Raw genomic sequence first — 25,668 nt, forward strand, 5'->3', positions numbered from 1 at the left:
TGCCACGCACGAGTGTTGCGCTACATCGCGCCCATACCGGTCAGGAACTCGATATGGCTGTTCAGCAGTTCCTTGGATTCCGGCGTGGTGGCAAACTCGGTCCAACCCGCCTTCACCGCCTGGCGGAACTTGGCAAGCTCTTCGGGCGACCATTCGTAGAGGTTAACACCCTGATCCCGCAGGATTTTGGCATTCTGCGCGTTCTTGACCTCGTTCAGTGTGGCGTTGTGCAGTGCGAGCGAATCCATGGCCACTTCCATGATGGCCTTGTGGTGGTCGGGCATCGCCTCCCAAACATCCATCCGGCAGGCCAGGTGGTCGGCGGGCATCGAGTGGAAACCCGGATAGTTGGTGTGCTTGGCTATGTCATACAGGCCCAGCCCGATATTGTTGGTCAGGTTGGCCGCATCCGCGCCATCGATGATGCCGGTTTCCAGCGCGGTGAAGATCTCGTTGAAATCCATCACGATGGGCGAGGCACCGAGGTTCTTGAACACCAGCGTCGCCATACCCGGAGGCGAGCGGAACTTCCAGTCCTTGAAGTCTTCGACACCGCTGATCGGCTTGGTCGAGGACAGCGATTCAGGCCCCGGAATCCACCAGCCGATGAACTGCATGTTGTGGCCGTTATAAAGCTCGTTGATCTTCGCACGACCGTCGCCATGCAACAACCAGGCCATCTGCTGATAGGGGTTGGCATAGCCACCCATCAGGTCACCCGCGAACTGGAAGGCCGGGTTCTTGCCGGTCTGATAGGCCCCGCCAGTCATGTCGCAATCGAGAATGCCGGTCGCGGCCGCGTCGAATGTCTCGGCCGACTTAACGACGGCAGAGGAATAAAACATCTCGATCTCGATCTCGCCATTGGACATGGCGGTCACATCATCGACGAATTTCTTGGCCAACTGACCAGACAGCGTCTCGGGCGAGAAATGGGTCTGGATCCGCAGTGTTGTTGTCTCTGCCGAGGCCGAAAGCGCCGCCCCGACTGACAAGGCCGCAGCCGACACCGCAACCGAAAATGTCCTGAGTAATTTCATTATGTCCTCCCTGGTTTTTTGCAGATACGGCGGAGGGCTCCTCTTCCCTCTGCCGCATTTGGTATGACTAAACTAGTCAGCCCCCCTTTTTCTGACAAGAAAATTGTGCATTTTTCAAAAATTTCGTAATTCTTATTGTTTAGCGAAATTTTTTGGATATTTTGACCCGGCAATTGGAACAGACTCATGACCGCTATCCCCTCACTTCATGACACTCTGCGCGACCGCGTGGTGAACGGAGAATTTGCACCAGGCCAACGACTTAGACCGGAAGCGCTGCGCAAAGACTATGACTGTTCTGCCAGCGCGGTGCGCGAATCCCTGTTCCGCCTGTCCACCGTGGGCCTTGTCGACTTCCAGGAGCAGCGCGGCTTTCGTATCCCGCAACGGTCACCGTCGCTGCAGCATGATCTGACCCAATTCCGAATCCTTCTGGAATCCGAAGGCGCGTGCCAGTCGATCCGCAATGGCGGTGTCGCGTGGGAGGCCCGGCTAGCGGCGGCCCATCATAAGCTGTCCCATATCGAAAGCCGGATCGGTGACGGTCGGGAGACGTCAATGCTGCTGACGCTCTGGACCGAGGCAGAGCTGGAATTCCACCAGACCCTGATCGAAGCCTGCGGGTCGGATATCCTCAAACAAACCCATGCGCGCATCTATCAACAGTTTCGCCAGCAAATGATCAGCAGCGACCGGGAATTTGCCTTCATTGCGGAAAATGTGGAAGAACATCGCAGTATTCTCGAAGCGGCGCTTGCCCATGACGAGGCGCTCCTCCGGCAGCGCATCCACGACCACCTGTCGCGCAATCTGCTTCCGTTGGATCCCGGCACCGCCGAGGCTTAGGCGCGGTGGCTATCAGGGCTTGTCCAGTACCGCGCGCCCGTTCAGGTCCAGCAATTCTTCGAACAGACCCGAATGGTCACGGTCCGCACCGTCCAGTTCTACCACATAGCGTTGAAACCTGTCACGGATCGCGCGCGCACTGGGCAGAACCAGGTTCAACCCCTCGGCTTCGGCCAGCGCGTTGTCCAGATCTTTGACCTGCAGGCGCGATGGCCCGCCGGGTGCGAAATCGCGCGCGCTCATCCTTGCGCCATGCTGTTGCAGGATGGCGCTGTCGGCAAACCCACCTTTGAGCGCGTCGCGCACCGCCGTCACATCCGCACCACCCGCCTCAAGCAGCAATGTCGCCTCGGCCACCGCGCCGATGGTGATGGCAACGATGGTCTGATTGGCCAGCTTCGCCAATTGCCCCGCACCGCTCGGTCCCACATGCACGGGACGTCCCAAGGCCTGCAACACGGGGCGCGCGCGGTCCAGAACCTGAGGGTCGCCTCCAACCATGATCGCAAGGGTCGCCTGTTCGGCACCGCGTGTTCCACCGGAAACTGGCGCATCCAGTACCTCGACACCGATTTGCTGCAGGTTGTCGGTCAGCGCGCGCGCCTCGTCCGGTTTGGTACTGGACATGTCGATCCAGATCGTGCCCGGTTTCAGAGCCGTGCGCAGATCCGCCTGCCCTGCAAGCTGCTGCACCGCGCGGCCATCGGACAGCATGCTGATCACTATATCCACATCGTCGACCCCCTCGGCGGCGGTGGCAGCGACCCGCGCGCCGAACTCCGCCAGCGGGGACGCCTTGTCCGCGCTGCGGTTCCAGACGGCGGTGTCGAACCCGGCGGCAAGCAGGTTTCGCGCCATCGGAAACCCCATCAGCCCGGTCCCAAGCAAGGCCGTCCTAATCTCTGATTGCATATGCTGACCCCTTTCCAGACCGTGCCAGCATCGACCCGTACCTGTGCCCGGCCAAGTTCGCCCTTGCAGCCCGTCGCCACATCCTGTCTGATTGCGCTAACGTTAAATTTGGTCCGACAAAACTCATGGGAGAGGAAACCATGCCGAAAGTAAAGCCCGAAGACCTGAGATCACGGCAATGGTTCATGAACCCCGAAAACCCCGAAATGACCGCGCTGTATCTAGAGCGTTACCTGAATTATGGGCTTACTCGGGAAGAGTTGCAGTCGGGCAAGCCGGTGATAGCCATCGCCCAGACCGGCAGCGATCTGAGCCCGTGCAACCGACACCATCTGGAACTGACCAAGCGCGTGCGCGACGGGATCATCGCAGCGGGCGGCACACCGCTGGAAGTGCCGGTACACCCCATTCAGGAAACCGGCAAGCGGCCCACGGCGATGTTGGACCGCAACCTGGCTTACCTGTCGCTGGTCGAGTCGCTATTCGGCTACCCGATCGACGGCGTGGTGCTGAATATCGGCTGCGACAAGACCACCCCGGCGCTGCTGATGGCGGCGGCAACGGTCAATGTGCCGGCCATCGCACTCAGCGTCGGGCCGATGCTGAACGGCTGGTATCAGGGCGAGCGCGCCGGATCGGGCACGGTGATCTGGAAAGCGCGCGAGAAGCTGGCCGCCGGTGAGATCGACGACAGCGAATTCATGGAGATCGCCGCCGCCTCTGCCCCTTCGGTGGGCTATTGCAACACGATGGGCACCGCGACGACGATGAACTCTCTGGCCGAAGCACTTGGCATGCAACTGCCCGGCGCGGCGGCGATCCCGGCGCCCTACCGTGAGCGCGGGCAGATCAGCTATGAGACCGGCAGGCGGATCGTCGATATGGTCTGGGACGACCTGCGACCCAGCGACATCATGACCCGTGCGGCCTTCGAAAATGCCATCGTCATCAATTCGGCCATTGGCGGGTCGACCAATGCACCGATCCACCTGAACGGCATTGCGCGGCATCTGGACGTGCCACTGGACAATGACGACTGGCAGGACGTGGGGCATCAGGTGCCGCTGTTGGTCAACCTGCAACCCGCCGGAGAATACCTGGGCGAGGACTACCACCGTGCCGGTGGTGTCCCGGCAGTGATAGGCGAGTTGCTTGCCGCCGGGCTCCTGCCCCATCCGGATGCGATCACCGCGAACGGGCAGAGCATGGGTGACAATTGCGGAGCAATGCGCTCGAGCAATGCAGATGTCATTCGACCGCTGGCGCAGGCCTTGAAGCCCGAGGCGGGGTTCATCAACCTCAAGGGCAACCTGTTCGACAGCGCAATCCTGAAAACCAGCGTGATCAGTCCGGAGTTCCGCGCCCGCTACCTGTCAAATCCCGACGACCCGAACGCGTTTGAAGGGCGTGCAGTGGTGTTCGACGGGCCAGAAGATTTTCACCACCGGATCGACGACCCGGCAGAGGGGATCGACGAAAACTGCGTCCTGTTCATGCGCGGTGCTGGCCCCAAGGGCTATCCCGGCGGAGCCGAGGTGGTCAACATGCGACCGCCCGCCTATCTGCTCAAACGCGGGATTGACGCACTGCCCTGCGTCGGTGACGGGCGACAATCGGGAACTTCCGGGTCGCCCTCCATTCTGAACGCAGCGCCCGAGGCGGCGGATGGCGGCGGGCTGGCACTGTTGCGGACCGGTGACCGGGTCAGGTTCGACCTGACCAAGGGCACGGCGGATATTCTGCTCGATGAGGCCGAACTGGCGGCACGCAGGGTCGATTTGCAGGCACGAGGCGGCTATCCCGTGCCTGAAAGCCAATCGCCCTGGCAGCAATATTTCCGCGAATTGGTACAGCCTTTCGACAAGGGCATGGTGCTGCGGGGCGCACCGGACTACCGCGACATCTCACGCAAGTCTCTGCCCCGCGACAACCATTGAGGACCTGATGCGCGACGTTTTTGTTGTGGCCCCGATAACGGAGGACATGCGCGCCACGCTGGGGACGGAATTCACCCTGCACCAGTCCTGCGACATGGCTGATCCGCTGCGCTGGTTGCGAAAGAATGGTGGGCGGATCCGCTATGTGCTGACCGACGGGCATCTGGGATTGCCCGACACTTATCTTGCGGCGCTGCCGGTTCTGGAACTGATCTCTTGCAACGGGGTCGGCTACGACGCGATCAACACCGATGCGGCGGTGCGGCGCGGGGTGTTGGTGACCCATACTCCACATGTCCTGAACGAAGAAGTCGCCAGTACCGCAGTTCTGCTCTACCTGTCCTGCTATCGGAACTGGGAGGCACAGATGGCGCAGGCGCGGACCGGCCGTTGGGAAACAGACAGAGAGCTGCCCCTGGCGCGCAGCGCGGATGGGCGGTCGGTCGGCATTCTGGGGTTGGGCAGGATCGGCATGGCCATAGCCCGAAAGCTCGAAGCCTTCGGTTGTACCATCCGCTATACCGCCAGGTCGCGGAAAGATACCAGTTACGCTTTCCATGACGATCTTGTCGACCTGGCAAAATCCGTGGATGCGCTGATCTGCGTAGTACCCGGAGGCACAGCAACCCGGCACATGGTGAATGCCGAGGTGATCGCGGCCCTCGGCCCCCAAGGCGTGCTGATCAATGTCGGGCGCGGTTCGGTCGTGGACGAGGCCGCGCTTGCGTCGGCCCTGCAAGAGGATCGCTTGGGTTGGGCGGGCCTGGATGTGTTCGAGGACGAACCGCGCATCCCCAACACCCTGCGCGCCCATCCGCGCACCATTCTGACGCCGCATATCGGCAGCGCCACCCTTGAAACCCGCGCAGCGATGGGTCAATTGGCCGCCGAGAACCTGTTGCTGCACAAACGCTGCGGGCAGGTCAAAACTCCGGTGCCGGAATGCAGCCCGCTGCTATAGCAGGCAAATTTTCCAAACGCCGCCTATTTGGTATAACCAAATACTTCCATCTCATAGAAAAAGTCGCGAAAACCGACCGCTGATTGCAATTGGACTGTCGATTTTGTATGACAAAAACAGGGGCGATCCTTGCGTCGCCTCCACATAGTCACGCAAAATAGGAGCCGCAGTGGTAAAGACAGGCACAAGCGCGGGCCGAGCCGCTGACCAGATCGTTCGGGCTCTCGAGGGCAAGATCCGGACCGGCCAGTTAGTGGATGGTAACCCCCTGCCCTCGGAACGCGAATTGATGGAAGAGTTCAACATCTCGCGTACCGTCGTCCGTGAGGCGGTGCAAATGCTATCCGGCAAGGGACTGGTCGAGACCCGCCCGAGATTTCGCCCGGTGGTGCGCAAACCCGGAGTCGATACCGCGATCGAAACCATCAGCGGCGTGGTCGGGCATCTGCTGGACCAACCGGGCGGTGTGCGCAACCTGTTCGAGACCCGCATCATGGTCGAGGCGGCGCTGGTGCGTCAGGCGGCCAAGGACGCGACGCGGGACGATATCTCGGCCCTCAAATACGCGCTTGACGAGAACCGGATGGCTATTAATGATTCCGAACTATTTTATCTGACAGATACGCAATTTCATGCCGTTTTCTTTAATATTTCACGCAATCCCGTGCTACCTGCGGTCCAGCGCGCCTATACCACCTGGCTGGCGCCGCACTGGATGCGGATGCCGCGGCTGCCGGATCGGAATCGGCGTAATTTCGAGGCCCACAAGGCCATCTTCGAAGCCATCCTGATGCGCGATCCCGACGCCGCCGAAGAGGCCTTGCGCACCCACCTTGCTGAAGCCTGGGCTCAGGTGCGGGCCACCTTTGGCGATATCTGACACTGAGAAAGAGACCTGACCATGACGCCCAAGCGTTCCATCCGCAGGCTGGCCTGTATCGGTGAAGTGATGATCGAGCTGGCCTCTGACCCGCAGGGCCAGATCCGGCTGGGCTTCGCCGGGGATACTTATAACACGGCCGTGTACCTCAAGCGGCTGTTGCCCGATGCGGACACCCCGATATCATACGTGACCGCACTGGGAACTGACCGATTTTCCGCGCGCATCCTGGCCGACATGGCCGCGCACGGGATCGACGCCACGCATATCGAGCAGCGGGCGGACAAGTCCCCCGGCCTCTATGCCATCGACACCGATGAAACCGGCGAGCGCAGCTTTACCTACTGGCGCTCAGATTCAGCGGCCCGCACGTTGTTCTCGGCGCCCTGCAAGGTAACGCCGGATGTACTGGATCAATTCGACCTGGTCTATCTTTCGGCCATCACACTGGCGGTTCTTCCCGCCTCTGTCCGTGCCCTGCTGGCTGAGCGGATCGACAGATTCCGGGCGGCGGGTGGATGGTTTGCCTTCGACAGCAATTATCGCCCGACACTCTGGGAGGACCGTGATGCGGCACAGGACTGGACCATGCGGTACTGGTCGCGGGCCGATCTGGCGCTGCCTTCGGTCGATGACGAGATGGCGCTGTTCGGTGAGAGCAGCGAGGATGCGGTTCTGGCCCGGCTCGCCGGGGCGGGAGTAACGCGCGGCGCGCTCAAACGCGGGGCCGAGGGGCCGTTATCTTTGGCTGACAAGACAGTGCCCGACCGGCTGGTGCGGGTCGCGCGGGTGATCGACAGCACGGCTGCCGGTGATAGTTTCAACGCCGGTTACTTGGCGGCCATCGCGGGCGGAAGCACCGATCACGAGGCCATGCGCCGTGGGCACAACCTGGCGGCACGGGTTATTGCGCATCGCGGCGCGATCATTCCCATCGATGAAATGGCACTCTAGCCTATCTGGACAAGCCAAGGAAACGCTGCGCCTATGGGGCCGCCATTACGACAGCCACAGCCGGAGCCCGCCATGACAGCCGCCCTTACCCGTGTAATCGACGCCATTGATGCCACCAACGCAAAGGACCCGCGCCAGGACGAGGGTCAACCCGAAGCGCTGCTCTATGGTCAGCGCATGAGCGAGGAACTGGCGCGTCTTGTCCCCGATGCCTCAGAGCCGTTGCAGATCGCCGCGCGCGGGCAGCATGTGGAACGCTGGAAACTGGCACGCAGCGCATATCCCGAAGGCCGTGCCGGGTATCTTGCATGGCGGCGCGCGCAAGCCGAGCATCATGCCGAACTGGTCTGCGCCCGGATGGAGACCGAGGGCTATGGTCCCGAGGATGTCGACGCCACGGGCCGGATGCTGCGCAAACAGGGCATCAAGCGCGATGCCGAGGTGCAGGCGCTGGAGGATGTGATCTGCTTCGTGTTTCTGAAATGGTATTTCGCGCCCTTCGCTGAGAAACATACACCCGAGAAGATCGAAAGCATCGTTCAGAAAACCGCGCGCAAGATGTCAGCCGAGGCTCGTGCGCGGGTTTTGACGGAGTTTGACTTGCCGGCGCCTTTGGCCGCGGCGTTTCAAGAATAGCAGGATGTCCCGTCACCAGCGCATTGCATCGCGCCATTCCGACAGAAAAGCCCGGCGCTTCAATCCGTCCAGATAAACCAGCAGCCCCGGCCCCAGCCGGATCGGCCGGCGGGTTGCGCTGACGGCGCCCTCAGGTGCAGGAAAGCGGGGGAACGGGTAATAGTCGAGCTCGGCAGGGCCCCAGGCGGCGCGGATCAGATGGTCAATGAACAGACCGGCGGTCTCCGGATTGGGCGCGTCGCGCAGGATGGCAGCGGTGCGTAGCATCATGATCGTGTAATCCTGCAACTCGACGATGCGGATACCGTAGGCCAGGTCCGTTCGGGCAGCCGCATAGCTGCCCAGCACGTTATAGGCCATGGCGATTTCACCGGTGGCTACCTTCTCGATCATTTCGCTGGTGCAGCAGAAGAACCGCGTGCCCAGATTTCCCATCACCTCGGACAACCGCCAATAGCTTTCCGAGGCGCGCGCGTCCTGCGTGGCAAAGAGATACCCCGCGCCGCTTTGCGAAATGTCATATGTGCCGATCCTGCCCCGGAACCGGTCTTCGTGATCGCGCAGCAGGCGGATCAGGTCCTGCCGTGTCTGCGGAATCTCCAGCCCCTCGAAGGCGGCGGGTGAGATTACCAGCGTCACTGTCTCCTGCGAAAAGGCAAAGAGGTGATCGCGCCAATTGCCCCAGTCGGGCACAAGATCGGTGGCCGCCGAACTGTAGGGCTGCGTATAGCCGTCATTCGACAGTTTGGTCTGCAGATCCATCGCCGAAGACAATGCCAGATCGAAACGGTCGCCGCTTTGTACCGCTTTCATGACCTCGGCGCTGCTGGCGACCACATAGTCGATGGCAATCTTGGGGTTTGCATCAACAAATGCGGCCAGAAGCGGCTCGAACAGGTCGATGTCGGTGGTCGAGATGATGCGCAATTGCGTGTCGGCCGCAGGGTCACCGACGCGCAACTCGCCTTCGATTTCATAGGCGTGCAGTGCGCTGGCAAACAGCATCCAAAACGCGATCACGAGGCCGGGAACCACAGCGTGACGCATGCGCCATCTCCTTTGTTTTCAAGGGCAAGCCTGCCGCCATGGGCCTCGAGCACCTCGCGCCCGATGGTCAGGCCAAGGCCGGACCCGACGGTGCCACCGGCGTTGTCGCCGCGCGCGAACCGCTCGGTCATGCGATGCAGAGCGCCTTCGGGGAAGCCTCCGGCATGATCGCGGACCTCGATGAAACTCTGCCCGCCCTGCTGACCGATGCGCATCGAAACATCACCGTCGGTGGCAGAGTATTTAATGGCATTGTCCAGCACGTTGCGCAGCGCGTTTTCGATCAGCACGGCGTCGCCCTGAACCACCGGGTTTCCGGTGCTTTGCGTGGACAGCCCGATATCGCGCAGATCGGCGACCGGGCGCAGACGGTCGACAAGTTCTTCGGCCAGGTCGACAAGGCGAACCTGCTCTTTCTCCAAATGATCGGTGCGAAAAGTGACCATCGCGTGGTCGAGCAACTGACCGGCCGCGCGCGAGCTTTCGTCAAGGGCGCGGATCATCTCTTTAATCGCGGCGCGGTTTTCGGGACGCTCGACCCGCCTGAGCGCAATCTCGGCCTGGGTGCGCACGGTAAAAAGCGGCGTGCGGACGCGATGCGCGGCTTCGGCGATGAAATCCTCGGATCGGGACAGCGAATAGCGCAAGCGGTCGATGAACGAGTTGAGCGAGGTGACCAGCGGCGCCATTTCCTGCGGCACCGGCCCCTTGACCGGGCGCAGGTCCTTGGGGCCGCGCCGCGACACGGCGCCCGCCAGATCGCGCAGCGGGCGCAGACCGGATTGCGTGGTCAGAACCGCCAGCAATGCGGCCAGCACAAAGAACCCGACCCCCACCGCGCCGCCGATGCGCGAGACCTGCGCCAGCGTCTGCATCAGCCCCTGCCGGGTCTGGGCGACCGAGACTGTGACCATGATCGGGGTTCCTCCCACCGACAGGCGGCGCTCGGCGGTGGCCATGCGAATTTCGGATTCCGCATATGGTGCGGTGACGTAGCCGCCTTCGCGGCCCGGCTCACCGGGATCGGGCAGATCGTCATATCCGGTCAGCAACTGACCATCGGCAAGGATGCGGTAGAACACCCGGTCCTCGCTGACATTGCCCAGCATCGACAGCGCTGCATAAGGCAGGTCGACGGAAATCTCTCCATCCCTCACGGTCATCGTGTCGAGGATCGAGGTCACGCTGGCCATCAGGATACTGTCCTGCGTGTCCTGCGCCACGTTTCTGGCCAAGTTGATTACCAGCAAGACCAGTACTGCGGCCAGCACCGCCGAGCCAAGCACCAGCTGACCGATCAGGCGACGGCGGATCGAGCCGCTGACTTGTGCGGAGCGGCTCATACGCGCGATATCCTGTAGCCCATGCCGCGCACGGTGACGATTTCCACATCCGATCCACTGAGGTGCTTGCGCAACCGGCCCACATAGACCTCGATCGCGTTGTCCGAGACATCTTCGTCATAGCTGAACAGGCGGTCCACCAGCTTGGGCTTGGAAAAAATCCTGTCCGGCGCGCTCAGAAAAATCTCCAGCAACCGTAGTTCTTTGTTGCGTAGGCTGACACGACGATCACCCACAGTCAGGGCTCCAGCCAGCGGGTCGAACGTGACATCTCCGAATCGCTGTACGGTGGATGCACCCCCGCCACGCCGCCTCAGAACCGCGCGACAGCGGGCCTCAAGCTCGGAAAAATCGAAGGGTTTGGTAATGTAATCATCCGCGCCAAGGTCCAGAACACTGACCCGGTCCGACACTGCCGAGCGTGCGGTCAGCACGATCACAGGCGTCTCGTTCCGGGCCAGACGGTGCGACTTCAAGAAGTCTCGCCCGTCGCCATCGGGCAACATAATATCCAGCAAAATCAAGTCGTAATCAGCGGCAGATGCAAAGGCGCGGGCCTGCTCGACATCGGGTGCGTGATCAACCACATGACCGTCCAGCCGCAGCCGGTCCAGCACCGCCGAAGCGAGCGTCATTGAATCTTCCACCAGCAGGAACCGCATGTTTGGGCCTTCGCTTTGATCCGCCGCGACAGGTTTGTGTCAGCTTTGCGTGTTTGTCTTCTAGTGATGGGCGGCCCAGCCGCCTTTTGTCAAACGGGAGGACACCATGACAAGAATGAACGTGACCCGCCGGGTCATGATGGCCGCAACCGCGGCCGCGCTGAGCTTTGGGGGCCAGGCCGCAATGGCAGCCGATCAGGTTGTCGACAGTATCCACTTCCTCATTCCCGGCGGTGCGGGCGGCGGCTGGGACGGCACCGCGCGCGGCACCGGTGAGGCACTGACCAAGGCGGGGCTGGTGGGCAGCGCGTCTTATGAGAACATGTCCGGCGGCGGCGGTGGCAAGGCGATCGGTTATCTGATCGAGAACGCCGACAGCCAGCATGGCACAATGATGGTGAACTCGACGCCCATCGTGATCCGTTCGCTGACGGGCGTCTTTCCGCAAAGCTTCCGCGATCTGACGCTGGTGGCTGGCACCATCGGTGACTACGCGGCGCTAGTTGTGCCCGCAGATGGCGACATTCAGGACCTGAACGGGCTTATCGAGGCGTTCAACGCTGACCCGAACGGCGTGGCCGTTGGCGGCGGCTCGGTCCCCGGCGGCATGGACCACTTGGTCGCGGCCATGGTGATGGAAGCGGCAGGTGCTGATCCAGTTGCCATGAAATACGTGCCTTATGATGGCGGTGGCGCCACCATGGCGGGTCTGCTGTCCGGCGAGGTTCAGGCAGTCTCGACCGGCTTCTCGGAAGCGGTGGAACTGGCCAAGGCCGGTGAGGTACGCATCATCGGTGTGACCTCGGACGAGCGCGTGGATGCGTTCCCCGATGCGCCGACCATGAAGGAACAGGGCAACGACACCACCTTTGTGAACTGGCGCGGTTTCTTTGCCGCTCCCGGCTTGCCCGAAGACAAGCTGGCCGCCTATCAGGCCGCGCTTGAGGCTATGTACGCCACGCCGGAATGGTCCGAAGTCCGTGACCGCAACGGCTGGGTCGACATCCATAACAATGGCGACGACTTCAAGGTCTTCCTCGAAGGCCAGGAACAGACCATTGGCGATCTGATGAAGAAGCTGGGCTTCCTCTGATCCGGGCGTAAACCACTCGCTCAACAGCGCCCGGGGCACCAAAATCCCCGGGCGTTTTCACAAGCAAAGAGAGGGACACTGAGATGGCGCTGGATCGCTGGATCGCCTTTGTCATTCTGCTGGTATGCGTGGCCTATGGCTATGCCGCCTATTTCACCATGGACGGGGTTCTGCCGCCGATCATGCAACGCAGCCCGATCTGGCCATCGAGCTTTCCCAAGGTTCTGGCAGTAGGTGCGATCCTGTTCTCGCTGGCCATCGTTCTGGGGCTTGAAAAATCGCCCGAGAAGAAAGATGCCGCCGATATCAATCTGTCGCGTCTGGGCGATTACAATGTGGGTCAGGCGCTGATGCTGCTGGGGTTGATGGTTGCCTATGCGCTGCTGTTGCGCCCGCTCGGCTTTCTGTCCGCGACCTTCCTGTTCCTGTTCCTGGGCTCATTCATTCTGGGCGAGCGACGCTTTGTTCTGATGGCGGTGATTGCCGGTATTGCTGCGGGGTGCGTCTGGTATCTGGTCGATGCGGTGCTGGGGATCTTCCTGAGCCCCCTGCCTGGCTTCATGAACGGAGGCTAACATGTTTGAAGGCATTATGACGGGCCTCGCAACGGCCTTTACATTCACCAATATCATGATGGTCATCGGCGGTTGCCTGATCGGAACCTTTATCGGCATGCTGCCGGGCCTTGGCCCGATGTCGATCATTGCGATCATGATCCCCGTGGCGATCACTATCGGCGATCCGTCGACTGCGCTGATCCTGCTGGCGGGCGTCTATTACGGCGCTGTCTTTGGCGGCTCGACCTCCTCGATCCTGATCAACGCGCCGGGGGTCGCGTCGACCGTGGCGACCAGTTTCGACGGCTATCCGTTGGCCCGATCCGGGCAGGCCGGTAAGGCGCTGACGGTGGCGGCAATCTCGTCCTTTGCGGGGGGCTCCATCGGGGCGATCCTGCTGATGATCTTTGCGCCCATGCTGGCCTCGGTGGCGTTGTTGTTTCATTCATCAGAGTACTTCGCTCTTATGGTGGTGGGGCTTTCGGCCATTGCCGCCTTTGCCGGAACTGGTCAGGTGGCCAAAGCGCTGCTGATGACCTTCCTGGGCCTGATCATGGCCACCGTGGGCGAAGGCGTTCTGTTCAACATGCCGCGCTTCACCATGGGGATCATGGATCTGCAATCGGGCTTTGGCTTCATCACGCTGGCCATGGCGATGTTTGCCCTGCCAGAAGCGATCTATCTTGTGCTGGATCCGGGCCGCTCGAAAACCGGCGATGGCGAGGATGGCGGCAAGATCACTAATCTGCGCATCAACCGGCAAGAGGCCAAAAGCATCGCACCGGTGATTGGCCGTCAGTCCTTGCAAGGCTTTTTCATCGGGGTTTTGCCGGGGGCTGGCGCAACTATCGCCTCTTTCCTTGGCTACGCGGTGGAACGCAACATCGCTCCCAAGGAAGAGCAGAAACAATTCGGCAAAGGCGCAATCAAAGGCATCGCCGCACCGGAGAGTGCCAATAATGCCGCCTGTACCGGGTCCTTCGTACCGCTTCTGACGCTGGGAATTCCCGGCTCGGGCACCACGGCGATCCTGCTAGGCGCATTGATCGCGCTCAACGTCTCGCCGGGTCCGCGCCTGATGGTGGATGAGCCGCAGATCTTCTGGGCGGTGATCATCTCGATGTATCTGGGCAATCTGGTTCTCCTGATCTTGAACCTGCCGCTGATCCCCTACATCGCCAAGGTGTTGGCAGTGCCGCGCAACTTCCTGATCCCGTTCATTTTGTTCTTTACCCTGATGGGGGCCTATATCGGCCAGAACAACGCGACCGAGTTGCTGCTCCTCGTGGGTTTCGGCATCTGTGCCACGATCTTGCGCTTTGCCGACTATCCGCTGGCTCCGCTGCTGATCGGGTTCATCCTGGGGCCGCTGTTGGAGAACAACTTCTCGCGCGCGATGCAGCTTTATGACGGGATGGGGTTCATCTGGTCACGTCCGATGACGCTGGGGCTATTGATCTTTGCGGTGATTCTTGTGGTGCTGCCCAGCTACCGCGCCCGCCGCGCCCGCGCACGGGCCGAAGGAGTCGCCGACGGCGATTGAAGAAACTCTCGGTGGTTTGGAAAGGGCTGGCGAGAGCTGGCCCTTTCCTTATGCGGTTCGGAGGCGTCCCGACCCAGAACTGAAAGCTCCCCAATCGCGGCATTGGCGGACCTCACGCAGCCCAACATCTAGGCCGGCAATGGTGCGTGTATTCAAATCGCCGCTGACGTGATGGAAGAAAGTAGTGTCTGGCAGGCGCGGCCCGTTAATCCGTCGTGATCCAAGCGCCCGTTCCACCCGCTCAGTGATATTGCGCATAGAGTGTTTTTCGACGCGAATGCCTCGCACTTTTCCATCGTCGCAGAGAGGCTGGGGCCACCTGACACAGGGTAATTGTTTGCAGGCACGTCCGTTGCGTCGACTATGTCATTGTCGATGTGAAGATAGACCGGCCTGTCGAATGCCAATTCGTCCAAACTGTCTATCTGCAGGCGATTTATCCGAGATGATCTGAGAGCAACCTCTTCGAGCGGGTCAAGGTCGCGGGCATCAATCAACCAGACATCTTCTTCCGGAACCGGTTTCTGACCCGACTTCCTGGCAATCGAAAGGTCGCCGCGTCCAACCATCATCGCCAATGGCATGCCCCCCAAAAAGCCCGAGGGAGATGTCTCGAGAGTGTTGAAATCCCCGTGAGCATCAAGCCAGACGAGCGCAGGGCTCATGCCAGCGCGTTGCAACCCTGCCAGGACCGGCAAACTTGCAGCGCAGTCGCCAGCAATCGACACAGGCAAGTCGCCCCGTTCGACCACAGAGTATACAAAATCCACGATTGGGCGATGCGCCTTGGCCAAACTATCTGGCGTCCTGTCCACAATGCCAACTGGGTCATTGGTTGTGTAGGGCAAGGACAGCGGCACAGCCTCTGTCAGGCGACCATCATATTCATCAAAGAAATACGGAGTGACCAACCAACATGCATTCATGTCAATTAACTAATGCCCCCGATGGCCCCACTCAACTTCAAAACTGGATTCATTTCGGAGTTCCAAGGAATTGACAGCCATTTCAGATCTTCGCCGACATAGGAAAAGGGCCCGCCTGTTCTGGCGCGCCCTTTCGTGTTGTAAAAGGCCGATCAGATCAGATCAAAGCGATCCGCGTTCATCACTTTTGTCCAGGCGGCAACAAAATCGCCAACAAAACGCGCAGCCCCGTCATCCTGGGCATAAACCTCAGCCAGAGCCCGCAATTGCGAGTTGGACCCGAAGACCAAATCAACCCGCGTACCGGTCCATTTAACCGCCCCGGTTTTCCGGTCGCGACCTTCATAGACACCGTCATCTGCCGGTTTCCACTCCGTGCCCATGTCGACCAGATTGACGAAAAAGTCGTTTGTCAGGCTTCCGGGCCGATCCGTGAATACGCCGTGAGACGCGCCGTCGGCATTGGCTCCCAGCACCCGCAGACCGCCGACCAACGCGGTCATCTCGGGCGCCGTCAGCGTCAGAAGTTGCGCACGATCCACAAGCAGCTCTTCCGACGACACCGCGTATTCCGCCTTCTGATAGTTTCGGAACCCGTCAGCGACCGGCTCCATCACATCAAATGACTCCACATCGGTCTGGTCCTGCGAGGCATCGGTACGACCGGGCGTAAACGGCACCTCAACCGCATGACCAGCCTCTTTGGCGGCCAATTCCACTGCGGCACCGCCTGCCAGCACGATCAGGTCGGCAAGCGATACTTTCTTGCCGCCGCTCGCAGACCCGTTGAACGCGGCCTGAATGCCCTCAAGCACGTCCAGCACACGGGCGAGCTGCGCGGGCTGGTTGACCTCCCAGTCCTTTTGCGGTGCCAGACGGATGCGTGCACCATTGGCGCCGCCCCGCTTGTCCGACCCACGGAATGTCGAGGCCGAGGCCCATGCGGTCGAAACCAGTTCCGAAGCCGACAAACCCGAAGCAAGGATTTTCGCCTTCAGATCGGCCACATCCGCCGCATCCACCAGCGTGTGATCCACAGCCGGCACGTTGTCCTGCCAGAGCAGTTCCTCTGCCGGGACCTCGTCCCCCAGATAGAGCGCGCGCGGCCCCATATCGCGGTGGGTCAGTTTGAACCACGCCCGGGCAAAGGCATCCGCGAACTCTTCGGTATTGGCATGGAACCGGCGCGAGATCGGCTCATAGATCGGGTCCATCCGCAACGACATGTCCGCAGTGGTCATCATAGGCGCGTGTTTCTTCGAGGGATCGAAGGCATCAACGACCATGTGTTCCTCGGCCACGCCCTGTGCCTGCCATTGGTTGGCTCCTGCAGGGCTTTGGACCAGCTTCCACTCATAACCGAAGAGCACGTCGAAATAGCCGTTGTCCCAGGTTGTCGGATTCGGCTTCCACGCGCCTTCGATGCCGCTGGTGGTGGTGTCGCCTGCCTTGCCCGAGCCATACTGATTGATCCAGCCCAGCCCCATATTTTCGATCGCCGCACCCTCGGGTTCGGCCCCGACCAGATCAGGATTGCCCGCGCCATGTGCCTTGCCGAATGTATGCCCCCCGGCGACCAGTGCCACGGTTTCCTCATCATTCATCGCCATGCGGCCAAAGGTCTCGCGCACGTCACGGCCCGAGGCAACCGGGTCGGGATTGCCGTCAGGACCTTCGGGGTTCACATAGATCAGGCCCATCTGAACAGCGGCCAGAGGGTTTTCCAGATCGCGCTCACCGGAATAGCGGCTGTTGTCCTTGTCACTGGTGGCCAGCCACTCTTTTTCCGCACCCCAATAGATGTCTTCCTCTGGCTCCCAGATATCGGCGCGGCCACCGGCAAAGCCGAATGTCTTGCCACCCATGGATTCGATGGCGCAATTGCCTGCCAGGATCATCAGATCGGCCCATGAGATCTGGTTGCCGTATTTCTGCTTGATCGGCCAGAGCAGCCGACGCGCCTTGTCCAGGTTGCCATTGTCCGGCCAGGAGTTGAGCGGTGCAAAGCGCTGGGTGCCGGTCGAGCCACCACCGCGCCCATCCGCCGTCCGATAAGTGCCCGCGCTGTGCCAGGCCATCCGAATGAACAGACCGCCGTAATGGCCGTAATCGGCGGGCCACCAATCCTGACTGTCGGTCATCAGTGCATAGAGATCCTGCTTGAGCGCCTTCAGGTCGAGTTTCTTGAATTCGTCGGCATAATCGAACCCAGCGCCCATCGGATCCGACAGGCTGGAATGCTGGTGCAGAATGCGCAGGTTAAGCTGGTTGGGCCACCAGTCCGAATTTGATCTGCTGGCAAAAGTCGTGTGTGCATGCATCACCGGGCATTTGCCGGTGTTGTCGATGTCGTTGCCGTCCATCTTGGGTCTCCGATCATGGCTGCGTTACGTCTGAGTGTCCGCGCAAGGGTCTGCTGCGTCCGGTTCCCGCCATTGGCATCGGGCATCCCTGTTGCGGGTGCCCTGACCGGAATCGCATCCTCCTCCCCGTAGCTGATGGTGGAAGATTAGCAAAACCCGAGGATTGCATTAAGTTGCATTTTCCGATTGTTGCGATAGTTTTTAGTTATGAATAATCTCACTCTCCGCCAGCTTCGGTATTTTCAGGCGCTGTCGCGCCACGCCCATTTCGGACGGGCCGCCGATGCCTGCGCAATCTCGCAGCCTGCCCTGTCGGTGCAGATCAAGGAGTTGGAAGAAAACCTTGGTGTTCAACTGTTTGAACGCAGTGCACGGCATGTGCGGCTGACCGGGTTCGGTGAGGAATTTGCCGTGCGCGTCCGCGACATCCTGCGCTCGGTGGACGAGCTTGCGGACATGGCGCGCGCCTCACAGGCAGAACTGGCGGGTCGCCTGCGCATCGGCGTCATCCCCACCGTTGCCCCCTATCTGCTGCCATCGCTAGTGGGTGCGCTGTCGCGATCTCATCCGGGGCTAGACCTGCACATCCGCGAGACACTGACCTCAAAGCTGCTGGAGGAAGTCACTGAAGGCCGCCTCGACACCGCCATTGTGGCGCTCCCGGTATCAGAACCCGCCTTCACCGAGGTGGAATTGTTCGCCGAAGATTTCGTATTGATCCGGCCTGAGGTGGATGCGGGCAAGCCAACACCCAGCGCCGAGTCCTTGCGCAAGATGCGCCTGCTGCTGCTGGAAGAAGGGCATTGCTTTCGCGATCAGGCCCTGTCCTTCTGCAACATCCGATCGGCCCTGCCCCGCGAGGGGCTGGACGGCAGTTCGCTGTCGACGCTGGTTCAGATGGTCGGCGCGGGGATCGGCGTCACGCTGATCCCGGATATGGCCGTCCCAGTGGAAACCCGTTCGGCCACAGTCTCAGTCGCCCGGTTCGACACCCCCCGCCCCTCGCGCACCATCGGTATGATCTGGCGCAAGACCAGCCCGATCGCGGGTCAGTTGCAGGTGATCTCCGAAAGTGTTCGTGCAGCGGGGACGGAACAATTATCCTGATCAGGCGCGGAGCAGAAGACCCAAAATGTCAAAGATCACCGGCTACCACGCCCATGTCTATTTCGACGCCGCAACCCAAGACGCGGCGCAGAAGGTCTGTGAAGAGGCAGCAAAGCTCTTTCCGGTCGAAATGGGCCGGATGCACGCCAAAGCCGTCGGCCCACATCCACGATGGAGCTGTCAATTGGCCTTTGCACCCGAGGCGTTCGCTCAGGTGGTCCCCTGGTTGATTCTGAATCGGCAGGGGTTGACCGTCTTCACCCATCCCGAAACCGGAGATCACCTGGCAGATCATCGCGACCGCGCGATCTGGATGGGGGAAATGCTGGATCTGAACCTGTCGATTTTCGACGAGCATTGAGAAACCAAGCGGTTTCGAGACCGCTTGGACAAGGCCGTTGCAAAGCCCTTTTTGGCGCGACATCCGGCCTTTGCTCTGGTCCATTTTGTCTTCGAAGAAAATTGGCAGCCGCGCTCACAGAGCGCGGGCGCGGTCGCGCAGCAGGAACTTCTGGATCTTACCGGTGGATGTCTTAGGCAGAATACCAAACACCACGGTTTTGGGGGCTTTGAAATGGGCCATGTTGTCCCTGCAATAGCCGATCAGACTCGCCGCGTCCGCATCCGCCCCCGGCTTGAGCTCGACGAAGGCGCAGGGTGTTTCGCCCCACTTTTCGTCCGGCCTGGCCACCACCGCGGCCTCTAACACCGCGGGGTGCTTATACAGCACATCCTCAACCTCGACGGACGAGATATTCTCGCCGCCCGAAATGATGATGTCCTTTGACCGGTCCTTGAGCGCTACATAGCCGTCCGGGTGCATCACACCCAGATCGCCCGAGGCGAACCATCCACCGCGAAACGCCTTTTCGGTGGCGTCCGGGTTCTTGAGATACCCCTTCATAACGATATTGCCCTGCATGAAGATCTCGCCCATCGTCTCGCCATCCGCCGGGACCGGCTCCAACGTGTCGGGGTCGGCGACCATCAGGCCGGACAAAGCCACGTATTTAACGCCCTGCCGGACTTTGAGCGTGGCACGCTCTTCGCCAGAACGCGTATTCCATTCGTCCTTCCAGGCGCACACGACAGAGGGACCATAGGTCTCGGTCAAACCGTAAACATGGGTCACCTCGATGCCCATCATCTCCATCTTTTCGATAACGGCGGCAGGGGGCGGGGCACCGGCGGTCATGACCTTGATCGCATGATCGAACTGTTTCTGCGCGTCCGGCGCGTTGGCCAGCATGTTGAGCACGATGGGCGCACCGCAGAAATGAGTGACCTGATGGTCGCGAAACGCCCGGAACACGGCCTCGTCCCGCACTGCGCGCAGGCAAACGGAGGTGCCCGCATTCGCCGCCATGGTCCAGGGAAAACACCAGCCATTGCAGTGAAACATCGGCAGGGTCCACAGGTAGACCGGGTGCTGCGGCATCCCCCAGGTCAGGATGTTCGAGGTCGCGTTCAACGCGGCACCGCGATGGTGGTAGACAACCCCTTTGGGATTGCCGGTTGTGCCGGAGGTATAGTTCAGCGAGATCGCGTCCCATTCATCATCCGGCAGCGACCAGTCGAACTCCGGATCGCCTTCGGCAAGAAGAGAGTCATAACTCAGCGCGCCCACGGTCTGGCCGCCCTCGAAGCTGGAATCCTCCATGTCCACCACCAGCAGGTCCGGCAGATCGACCTGTTTCAGCGCCTCTGCGATCACCTGCGAAAATTCGGGATCGACCAGCAGCACCTTTGCCTCAGCATGTCCGAGAATGAAGGCGATGACCGCCGCGTCAAGCCGCGTGTTGATCGTGTTGAGCACCGCGCCCGCCATCGGCACGCCGAAATGCGCCTCATACATCTCGGGGATATTCGCGGCGATGACCGACACCGTGTCACCCTTGCCGATCCCGCGCCGCGTGAGCGCGCTGGCCAACCTGCGGCACCTTGCGTAGGTCTCGGCCCAGCTATAGCGCCGCGCGCCATAGATCACGGCCGGATAGTCCGGGTAGACGGAAGCGCTGCGTTGCAGATAGCTGAGCGGCGACAGGGGCGTGAAATTCGCCCCGCATTTGTCCAGTTGGCTTTCATAGATTTTCGTCTGCGACATGCGCCGTTCCTCCCCTACGCCCCGGGATAATGCCGGGATTGGGTCGCGATGGAAATCCCCAACCATCTTACCGGCTTGCGCGCCGCGCAGCCCCATTTGGCTATAGACCACCCTTGGTTCTGGCCCTAACGGTCAACCCCGTTTTGGCGTTTCTGAAAAGGTAGGACATCCGATCGTCGCAAGGATTCTCTGACCCTTCCGGCGCGCACAGACATAGCAGAAAGGACCTGTCATGGACGGCACGTTCAACGAAAACGACCTGAGCCGCGTGGTCGAGGCCGACCGCGCCCATATCTGGCACCACTTGATCCAGCACAAGCCCTTTGAAACCAATGATCCGCGCATCATTGTCGAAGGCAAAGGCATGCGCGTCTGGGACCAGAAGGGCAAGGAACATCTGGATGCGGTCTCGGGCGGGGTCTGGACCGTTAACGTGGGCTATGGCCGCGAATCCATCGCCAAGGCCGTTTATGACCAGTTGATGAAGCTGTGTTATTTCGCCAATTCCGCGGGCTCGATCCCCGGATCGATCTTTGCCGAAAAGCTGATCGAGAAGATGCCGGGCATGACCCGGGTCTATTATACAAACTCCGGTTCCGAGGCGAACGAGAAGGCGTTCAAGCTGGTCCGCCAGATCGCGCATAAGCGCTATGGCGGCAAGAAGACCAAGATCCTGTATCGCGACCGCGACTATCACGGCTCGACGCTCGCGACGATGTCGGCGGGTGGTCAGGACGAACGCACCGTGCAATACGGCCCCTTTGCCCCCGATTTCGTGCGGGTGCCCCATTGCATGGAATACCGCAAGCACGAGCTGGACGGTGCACCGGAAGAGAATTTCGGCGAATGGGCGGCAGATCAGATCGAAGAGGTCATCCTGCGCGAGGGCCCCGAAACAGTTGGCGCACTGTGTCTTGAGCCGGTGACAGCCGGTGGCGGCGTGATCGAAGCGCCCGAGGGCTATTGGCAGCGCGTGCAGGAGATTTGCAAGAAATACGACGTGCTGCTGCATATTGACGAGGTTGTCTGTGGCGTGGGCCGGACCGGCACCTGGTTCGGCTATCAGCAATACGGCATAAAGCCCGATTTCGTGACCATGGCCAAGGGCGTTGCCTCGGGCTATGCGGCGATTGCCTGCATGGTGACCACCGAAGAGGTGTTCAACATGTTCAAGGACGATGTCGACGATCCGCTGAACTATTTCCGCGACATCTCGACCTTTGGCGGTTGCACCGCGGGTCCCGCGGCGGCGATCGAGAATATGCGGATCATCGAGGACGAGAACCTGCTGGGCAATTGCGCAGCGATGGGCGACCGCATGACTGCGAATCTGCAGGCACTGATGGACAAGCACAAAGTGATCGGTGACGTGCGCGGCAAAGGCCTGTTCCTGGGGGCCGAGCTGGTGGCGGATCGCGCCACCAAGGAGCCGGCTCCGGAAAAACTGGCGCAGGCGGTTGTGGCGGATTGCATGGCGCAGGGCGTGATCATTGGCGTGACAAACCGGTCGATCCCGGGTCGCAACAACACGCTATGCTTCTCGCCCGCACTGATTGCGACAGCAGACGATATCGACCAGATCACCGATGCGGTGGATGGCGCGCTGGGGCGTGTCTTCGGCTAATCTGCTGTAAAATGACAACGGAAACCGGCGCCCCCGCGCCGGTTTTTTGTCTACGCAACAGATTGCCAAATGCCTGAACTCGGATAGCCTGACGCCACCCCACACCGATGCAGGAGACCGACTCATGTTATTGAACCTCGCCCGCAGTCTTGCCGCTGTTCTTGTGCTTGCCCTCGCCGCCCCGACCAGCGCGGATGAAGGCGGTGGGTTCCCTCAGATCGTCGGCACCTGGACCGGCACCTATCTGGTCGCCTTTGCCAAATCGAACCCGAACCATGAGAAAGGGCTTTTGCGCACCGAGATGGAACTTGAAATCACCAAGCTCGACGGCAACCTCATCACCGCCACCAACCGCTGGCGCCGGATCGGTGACAGTGAGTGGATTGTAGAAGAGGCAATGGGCACCTTCAGCCTCGATGATCCGACCCGCTTCGTTCTGGCCGAGGCCGGAATTTCGGGTGACGATGTGTCATCGGGGATCTTCAACGGGGTCTATCTGGATGATGTGCTACTGATTACCTATGCCGGTCCGGGCACCGGTGTCTCATTCGCGGCACAACTGGTTAAAAAAGACGGCGAAAAATAGGTCTGGCGCCCGCGTCAATCGCAGTGCCTGCCATTCGCTATGAGGATTCTCGCCATGTGGGCTTCTCCCGTTTCTCTGACCGGCTCTCATGTTTCGGTCGCTCCCTTGTCGCAGGACTTTGCGGCCGACCTGACCGAGGCAGCGGGGGACGGGGAGTTGCATCGGCTGTGGTATACCTCGGTTCCGGCCCCCGAAGCGGTGGCGGACGAGATCGACCGCCGCCTTTCGCTGCTGGAGGCAGGCAGCATGGTGCCCTTCGCGATCCTGGATGGCAGCGGCAAAGCGATCGGCATGACCACTTATATGAATATCGACCACACTAACCGACGGTTGGAAATCGGCTCGACCTGGTATCGCAAAGCCGTGCAGCGCGGGCCGCTCAACACCGAATGCAAACTGCTGCTGCTGACCCATGCCTTCGAGACGCTCGACGCCATCGGGGTCGAGTTCCGCACCCATTTCATGAACCAGCAGAGCCGCCGCGCCATCGAACGATTGGGGGCCAAGCTGGACGGGGTGTTGCGATCGCACATGATCATGGCCAATGGCAGCCTGCGCGACACAGCGGTCTATTCGATCACGGCGGCGGAATGGCCTGCGGTCCGGTCAAACCTGCGCTGGATGCTGGAGCAGCCGCGCGGTTGAGCCGGGTTACAGCCCCTTGAGCCAGTCAATGCAGTGCTGCGCGGTTTTCTCCCAACCGTCGTCGAATTGCATGTAGTGGCAGGCCCCCTCGATCTCGGCAAATTGGGCGCGGTCGCCGTAACGGGCGGCCATAGCACGCGCGGTTGAAGGCGGCACTGCCCGGTCCTCGCTGCCCGACAGGAACAGCAACGGACAGGTGACTGCATCAATATCCACCTTGGTGGTCTGGTTCTCGTCATACATCCAGAACACAAACTCGAACAGAACCCGGCCGGATTCCGTATCCAGCCGGTCGTAAAGTTGATGCTGCAGGGTCTCGGGCAACGTGTTGAGGCCGAAATCGGCCAGCAGATCGAAATCCTGCCCCGGCGTTTCTTCCCAGAATGCTCCGGCCGAGATGAACAGCTTGCCCAGACGCCGCTCGCGCTCGGTGGTGGGCAGGGTGCCGTTTATGATGCTGCTGTTGAGAAGAACCGCAGACCGCGCCAGCCCTTTGGCAGCCAGCAGCTGCGCCACCAGCCCGCCCAGTGAATGGCCGACAAGGACCGGGGGTTGATCCAGCGTTTCGATGAACGCGGACAGGTCATCCACGTAATCGGCGATGCTCAGACCTTTCAGCACCGCATCGCGCGCCTCTGATGGCGGCATGTCATGAAACCGATAGGCCGGTGCATGGCAAGCATAGCCTTGCGCTTCGAAATAGCGGCTGAAATTCTCCATGGTCCAGGGACCGCCATTTGTGCCGTGCAGAAACACAACAGGTGCATCAGTCATTCGATGCCTCCTTCAGGGGCAACTTAAGCGTTCAAGGTTCAAGTATCGTGCTGCCGGTCGTCTGCCGCGCTTCAAGCACGCGATGGGCGTCACCCACCTGGTCCAGCGCAAAGCGCTGATCAATGCGGATCTGGATATCGCCATTCGTCACCTTGCCAAAAAGGTGCTGCGCCATGTCCTGACAGTCGGCGGCATTGGCGATATGGGTGAACAATGTCGGCCGGGTGATCTTGAGCGATCCGCGCTGCGCCAGCATCGCAAGATCAACGGGCGGCACCGGTCCCGAGGCATTGCCGAACGAGATCATCATGCCCAGCGGCTTTAGTGAATCTAGCGATCCTACGAACGTATCGGCACCGATCGAATCCATTACCACATCGACACCCGCCCCGTCGGTCATGTCACGCACCCGTTGCGCGAAATCCTCGCTGCGGTAGTTGATGCACGCGCTGGCGCCGTGATGCAGCGCCAATTCGCATTTCTCGCGCGAGCCCGCTGTACCGATCAGCCGGATGCCTTCGGACCGTGCCCATTGGCAGGCGATAAGACCGACACCACCCGCCGCCGCATGAAACAGAACCGTGTCGCCCCGCTTGAGGGGCGTGGTACGGTGAAACAGGTATTCCACTGTCATTCCCTTTAGCATCATGGCCGCGCCCTGATCAAAGCCGATTGCCGCGGGCAGCGGGCAGACCTGCGCGGCTGGCATCACCCGCGCCTCGGCATAAGCACCGGGCGGTGTCGCCGCATAAGCGGCGCGGTCTCCGGTTTTGAGATGCGAGACGCCCGGTCCCACCGCCTCGATGATACCGGCGGCCTCCATGCCCAGCGCCTGTGGCAGGTCCAGCGGATAGAGCCCCATGCGCTGATAGACATCGATGAAGTTCAGCCCGCAGGCATGGTGGCGGATACGGATCTCGCCCGGCCCGGGATCGCCAATGCTCCGGTCCTCGATGCGTAGCCGCTCGGGGCCACCGGTTTCATGGATCACGACCGTTCGGGCTGTCTGTGGCATCTGCGTCTCCCTCCCCTGTTTCGGCTGAAGCTAACAGGCGTCAGGCAAAGGGCAAGCGCCCGCTCGCCAAGCCGTGACCGAAACGAGCGGGGAATCATGTTATACTTGCACCA

At 60.9% G+C, this 25,668-nt stretch carries 24 protein-coding genes; 14 read left to right on the forward strand and 10 right to left on the reverse strand.

The window, feature by feature from the left end; translation table 11 throughout:
• Positions 1 to 20: 20 nt before the first annotated feature.
• On the reverse strand, positions 21 to 1,040 hold the full coding sequence (locus tag AB1E33_RS14605) for a TRAP transporter substrate-binding protein (RefSeq protein ID WP_372578002.1): 1,020 nt from the start codon (positions 1,038 to 1,040) through the stop codon (positions 21 to 23).
• 186 nt (positions 1,041 to 1,226) lie between these two features.
• Between AB1E33_RS14605 and AB1E33_RS14610 the strand changes: the two genes are divergently transcribed.
• Positions 1,227 to 1,886: a GntR family transcriptional regulator gene (locus AB1E33_RS14610; protein WP_372578003.1), complete on the forward strand. Its 660-nt coding sequence runs from the start codon at positions 1,227 to 1,229 to the stop codon at positions 1,884 to 1,886.
• A gap of 12 nt (positions 1,887 to 1,898) precedes the next feature.
• Here AB1E33_RS14610 and AB1E33_RS14615 read toward each other — a convergent pair whose 3' ends face one another.
• Complete coding sequence (locus AB1E33_RS14615) at positions 1,899 to 2,798, reverse strand: NAD(P)-dependent oxidoreductase (RefSeq protein WP_372578004.1); 900 nt, start codon at positions 2,796 to 2,798, stop codon at positions 1,899 to 1,901.
• 140 nt (positions 2,799 to 2,938) lie between these two features.
• On the opposite strand from AB1E33_RS14615, the gene AB1E33_RS14620 reads away from it, so the two are divergent.
• The 5 genes from AB1E33_RS14620 (at position 2,939) to AB1E33_RS14640 (ending at position 8,166) form a co-directional block, all read left to right on the forward strand.
• Positions 2,939 to 4,735: an IlvD/Edd family dehydratase gene (locus AB1E33_RS14620; protein ID WP_372578005.1), complete on the forward strand. Its 1,797-nt coding sequence runs from the start codon at positions 2,939 to 2,941 to the stop codon at positions 4,733 to 4,735.
• A gap of 7 nt (positions 4,736 to 4,742) precedes the next feature.
• On the forward strand, positions 4,743 to 5,696 hold the full coding sequence (locus AB1E33_RS14625; RefSeq protein ID WP_372578006.1) for a 2-hydroxyacid dehydrogenase: 954 nt from the start codon (positions 4,743 to 4,745) through the stop codon (positions 5,694 to 5,696).
• 169 nt (positions 5,697 to 5,865) lie between these two features.
• Complete coding sequence (locus tag AB1E33_RS14630; protein WP_372578007.1) at positions 5,866 to 6,576, forward strand: FCD domain-containing protein; 711 nt, start codon at positions 5,866 to 5,868, stop codon at positions 6,574 to 6,576.
• Between the two features lie 21 nt (positions 6,577 to 6,597).
• Entirely contained in the window at positions 6,598 to 7,530 is a 933-nt protein-coding gene (locus tag AB1E33_RS14635; protein ID WP_372578008.1) for a sugar kinase, read from the forward strand.
• Positions 7,531 to 7,602: 72 nt separating this feature from the next.
• Positions 7,603 to 8,166 (forward strand): DUF4202 domain-containing protein, encoded by a 564-nt coding sequence (locus AB1E33_RS14640; protein ID WP_372578009.1) that lies wholly within the window; start codon positions 7,603 to 7,605, stop codon positions 8,164 to 8,166.
• 12 nt (positions 8,167 to 8,178) lie between these two features.
• On the opposite strand, the gene AB1E33_RS14645 is transcribed toward AB1E33_RS14640, so the two are convergent.
• The 3 genes from AB1E33_RS14645 to AB1E33_RS14655 are packed head-to-tail and all read right to left on the reverse strand — an operon-like array spanning position 8,179 to position 11,218.
• Positions 8,179 to 9,213, reverse strand: a complete 1,035-nt coding sequence (locus AB1E33_RS14645) for an ABC transporter substrate-binding protein (protein ID WP_372578010.1) — start codon at positions 9,211 to 9,213, stop codon at positions 8,179 to 8,181.
• Complete coding sequence (locus tag AB1E33_RS14650; protein WP_372578011.1) at positions 9,183 to 10,556, reverse strand: sensor histidine kinase; 1,374 nt, start codon at positions 10,554 to 10,556, stop codon at positions 9,183 to 9,185. The genes AB1E33_RS14645 and AB1E33_RS14650 overlap by 31 nt, the downstream gene beginning before the upstream one ends.
• Positions 10,553 to 11,218 carry a response regulator transcription factor gene (locus tag AB1E33_RS14655; RefSeq protein ID WP_372578012.1) on the reverse strand — a complete coding sequence of 222 codons (666 nt, stop codon included), beginning with the start codon at positions 11,216 to 11,218 and terminating at the stop codon, positions 10,553 to 10,555. Before AB1E33_RS14655 ends, AB1E33_RS14650 begins: the two co-directional genes overlap by 4 nt.
• A 106-nt stretch (positions 11,219 to 11,324) precedes the next feature.
• Here AB1E33_RS14655 and AB1E33_RS14660 point away from each other — a divergent pair, with 106 nt between their 5' ends.
• From AB1E33_RS14660 to AB1E33_RS14670, 3 genes are all read left to right on the forward strand, one after another.
• Positions 11,325 to 12,311, forward strand: coding sequence for a Bug family tripartite tricarboxylate transporter substrate binding protein (locus AB1E33_RS14660; RefSeq protein WP_372578013.1), 987 nt, complete (start codon positions 11,325 to 11,327; stop codon positions 12,309 to 12,311).
• Positions 12,312 to 12,394: 83 nt separating this feature from the next.
• A complete protein-coding gene (locus AB1E33_RS14665; protein WP_372578014.1) occupies positions 12,395 to 12,886 on the forward strand; it encodes a tripartite tricarboxylate transporter TctB family protein in 492 nt (163 codons plus the stop codon).
• A gap of 1 nt (position 12,887) precedes the next feature.
• The gene (locus tag AB1E33_RS14670; protein WP_372578015.1) at positions 12,888 to 14,411 is read left to right on the forward strand and encodes a tripartite tricarboxylate transporter permease; all 1,524 of its coding nucleotides are present in this window, start codon (positions 12,888 to 12,890) and stop codon (positions 14,409 to 14,411) included.
• 152 nt (positions 14,412 to 14,563) lie between these two features.
• On the opposite strand, the gene AB1E33_RS14675 is transcribed toward AB1E33_RS14670, so the two are convergent.
• Together AB1E33_RS14675 and katG are read right to left on the reverse strand one after the other, a co-directional pair.
• Complete coding sequence (locus tag AB1E33_RS14675) at positions 14,564 to 15,337, reverse strand: arginase family protein (RefSeq protein WP_372578016.1); 774 nt, start codon at positions 15,335 to 15,337, stop codon at positions 14,564 to 14,566.
• A gap of 152 nt (positions 15,338 to 15,489) precedes the next feature.
• Positions 15,490 to 17,700, reverse strand: coding sequence for a catalase/peroxidase HPI (katG, locus tag AB1E33_RS14680; RefSeq protein ID WP_372578017.1), 2,211 nt, complete (start codon positions 17,698 to 17,700; stop codon positions 15,490 to 15,492).
• A gap of 207 nt (positions 17,701 to 17,907) precedes the next feature.
• Between katG and AB1E33_RS14685 the strand changes: the two genes are divergently transcribed.
• Together AB1E33_RS14685 and AB1E33_RS14690 are read left to right on the forward strand one after the other, a co-directional pair.
• A complete protein-coding gene (locus AB1E33_RS14685; protein WP_372578018.1) occupies positions 17,908 to 18,807 on the forward strand; it encodes a hydrogen peroxide-inducible genes activator in 900 nt (299 codons plus the stop codon).
• A gap of 25 nt (positions 18,808 to 18,832) precedes the next feature.
• A complete protein-coding gene (locus AB1E33_RS14690) occupies positions 18,833 to 19,168 on the forward strand; it encodes a DOPA 4,5-dioxygenase family protein (RefSeq protein WP_372578019.1) in 336 nt (111 codons plus the stop codon).
• Between the two features lie 114 nt (positions 19,169 to 19,282).
• On the opposite strand, the gene AB1E33_RS14695 is transcribed toward AB1E33_RS14690, so the two are convergent.
• A complete protein-coding gene (locus AB1E33_RS14695) occupies positions 19,283 to 20,911 on the reverse strand; it encodes an acyl-CoA synthetase (RefSeq protein WP_372578020.1) in 1,629 nt (542 codons plus the stop codon).
• Positions 20,912 to 21,143: 232 nt separating this feature from the next.
• Here AB1E33_RS14695 and AB1E33_RS14700 point away from each other — a divergent pair, with 232 nt between their 5' ends.
• The 3 genes from AB1E33_RS14700 to AB1E33_RS14710 all read left to right on the forward strand — a co-directional run bounded on the left by AB1E33_RS14700 (position 21,144) and on the right by AB1E33_RS14710 (position 23,766).
• Positions 21,144 to 22,535 carry an aminotransferase family protein gene (locus AB1E33_RS14700; RefSeq protein ID WP_372578021.1) on the forward strand — a complete coding sequence of 464 codons (1,392 nt, stop codon included), beginning with the start codon at positions 21,144 to 21,146 and terminating at the stop codon, positions 22,533 to 22,535.
• A gap of 124 nt (positions 22,536 to 22,659) precedes the next feature.
• A complete protein-coding gene (locus tag AB1E33_RS14705) occupies positions 22,660 to 23,121 on the forward strand; it encodes a hypothetical protein (RefSeq protein ID WP_372578022.1) in 462 nt (153 codons plus the stop codon).
• Positions 23,122 to 23,175: 54 nt separating this feature from the next.
• Positions 23,176 to 23,766 (forward strand): GNAT family N-acetyltransferase, encoded by a 591-nt coding sequence (locus AB1E33_RS14710; protein WP_372578023.1) that lies wholly within the window; start codon positions 23,176 to 23,178, stop codon positions 23,764 to 23,766.
• Between the two features lie 6 nt (positions 23,767 to 23,772).
• Here the strand turns inward: AB1E33_RS14710 and AB1E33_RS14715 are convergent, their stop codons facing one another.
• On the reverse strand, positions 23,773 to 24,540 hold the full coding sequence (locus tag AB1E33_RS14715; RefSeq protein ID WP_372578024.1) for an alpha/beta hydrolase: 768 nt from the start codon (positions 24,538 to 24,540) through the stop codon (positions 23,773 to 23,775).
• Between the two features lie 31 nt (positions 24,541 to 24,571).
• Positions 24,572 to 25,555 (reverse strand): quinone oxidoreductase family protein, encoded by a 984-nt coding sequence (locus AB1E33_RS14720; RefSeq protein WP_372578025.1) that lies wholly within the window; start codon positions 25,553 to 25,555, stop codon positions 24,572 to 24,574.
• Positions 25,556 to 25,668: the final 113 nt, after the last annotated feature.

This window comes from Ruegeria hyattellae (genome assembly GCF_041537925.1).
Classification (GTDB): Bacteria; Pseudomonadota; Alphaproteobacteria; order Rhodobacterales; family Rhodobacteraceae; genus Ruegeria_C.

Coding starts and splice junctions, on each gene's coding strand:
- AB1E33_RS14605 (WP_372578002.1), bottom strand. CDS start 1,040: ATGAAATTACTCAGGACATTTTCGGTTGCGGTGTCGGCTGCGGCCTTG.
- AB1E33_RS14610 (WP_372578003.1), top strand. CDS start 1,227: ATGACCGCTATCCCCTCACTTCATGACACTCTGCGCGACCGCGTGGTG.
- AB1E33_RS14615 (WP_372578004.1), bottom strand. CDS start 2,798: ATGCAATCAGAGATTAGGACGGCCTTGCTTGGGACCGGGCTGATGGGG.
- AB1E33_RS14620 (WP_372578005.1), top strand. CDS start 2,939: ATGCCGAAAGTAAAGCCCGAAGACCTGAGATCACGGCAATGGTTCATG.
- AB1E33_RS14625 (WP_372578006.1), top strand. CDS start 4,743: ATGCGCGACGTTTTTGTTGTGGCCCCGATAACGGAGGACATGCGCGCC.
- AB1E33_RS14635 (WP_372578008.1), top strand. CDS start 6,598: ATGACGCCCAAGCGTTCCATCCGCAGGCTGGCCTGTATCGGTGAAGTG.
- AB1E33_RS14640 (WP_372578009.1), top strand. CDS start 7,603: ATGACAGCCGCCCTTACCCGTGTAATCGACGCCATTGATGCCACCAAC.
- AB1E33_RS14645 (WP_372578010.1), bottom strand. CDS start 9,213: ATGCGTCACGCTGTGGTTCCCGGCCTCGTGATCGCGTTTTGGATGCTG.
- AB1E33_RS14650 (WP_372578011.1), bottom strand. CDS start 10,556: ATGAGCCGCTCCGCACAAGTCAGCGGCTCGATCCGCCGTCGCCTGATC.
- AB1E33_RS14655 (WP_372578012.1), bottom strand. CDS start 11,218: ATGCGGTTCCTGCTGGTGGAAGATTCAATGACGCTCGCTTCGGCGGTG.
- AB1E33_RS14660 (WP_372578013.1), top strand. CDS start 11,325: ATGACAAGAATGAACGTGACCCGCCGGGTCATGATGGCCGCAACCGCG.
- AB1E33_RS14665 (WP_372578014.1), top strand. CDS start 12,395: ATGGCGCTGGATCGCTGGATCGCCTTTGTCATTCTGCTGGTATGCGTG.
- AB1E33_RS14670 (WP_372578015.1), top strand. CDS start 12,888: ATGTTTGAAGGCATTATGACGGGCCTCGCAACGGCCTTTACATTCACC.
- AB1E33_RS14675 (WP_372578016.1), bottom strand. CDS start 15,337: ATGAATGCATGTTGGTTGGTCACTCCGTATTTCTTTGATGAATATGAT.
- katG (WP_372578017.1), bottom strand. CDS start 17,700: ATGGACGGCAACGACATCGACAACACCGGCAAATGCCCGGTGATGCAT.
- AB1E33_RS14685 (WP_372578018.1), top strand. CDS start 17,908: ATGAATAATCTCACTCTCCGCCAGCTTCGGTATTTTCAGGCGCTGTCG.
- AB1E33_RS14690 (WP_372578019.1), top strand. CDS start 18,833: ATGTCAAAGATCACCGGCTACCACGCCCATGTCTATTTCGACGCCGCA.
- AB1E33_RS14695 (WP_372578020.1), bottom strand. CDS start 20,911: ATGTCGCAGACGAAAATCTATGAAAGCCAACTGGACAAATGCGGGGCG.
- AB1E33_RS14700 (WP_372578021.1), top strand. CDS start 21,144: ATGGACGGCACGTTCAACGAAAACGACCTGAGCCGCGTGGTCGAGGCC.
- AB1E33_RS14705 (WP_372578022.1), top strand. CDS start 22,660: ATGTTATTGAACCTCGCCCGCAGTCTTGCCGCTGTTCTTGTGCTTGCC.
- AB1E33_RS14710 (WP_372578023.1), top strand. CDS start 23,176: ATGTGGGCTTCTCCCGTTTCTCTGACCGGCTCTCATGTTTCGGTCGCT.
- AB1E33_RS14715 (WP_372578024.1), bottom strand. CDS start 24,540: ATGACTGATGCACCTGTTGTGTTTCTGCACGGCACAAATGGCGGTCCC.
- AB1E33_RS14720 (WP_372578025.1), bottom strand. CDS start 25,555: ATGCCACAGACAGCCCGAACGGTCGTGATCCATGAAACCGGTGGCCCC.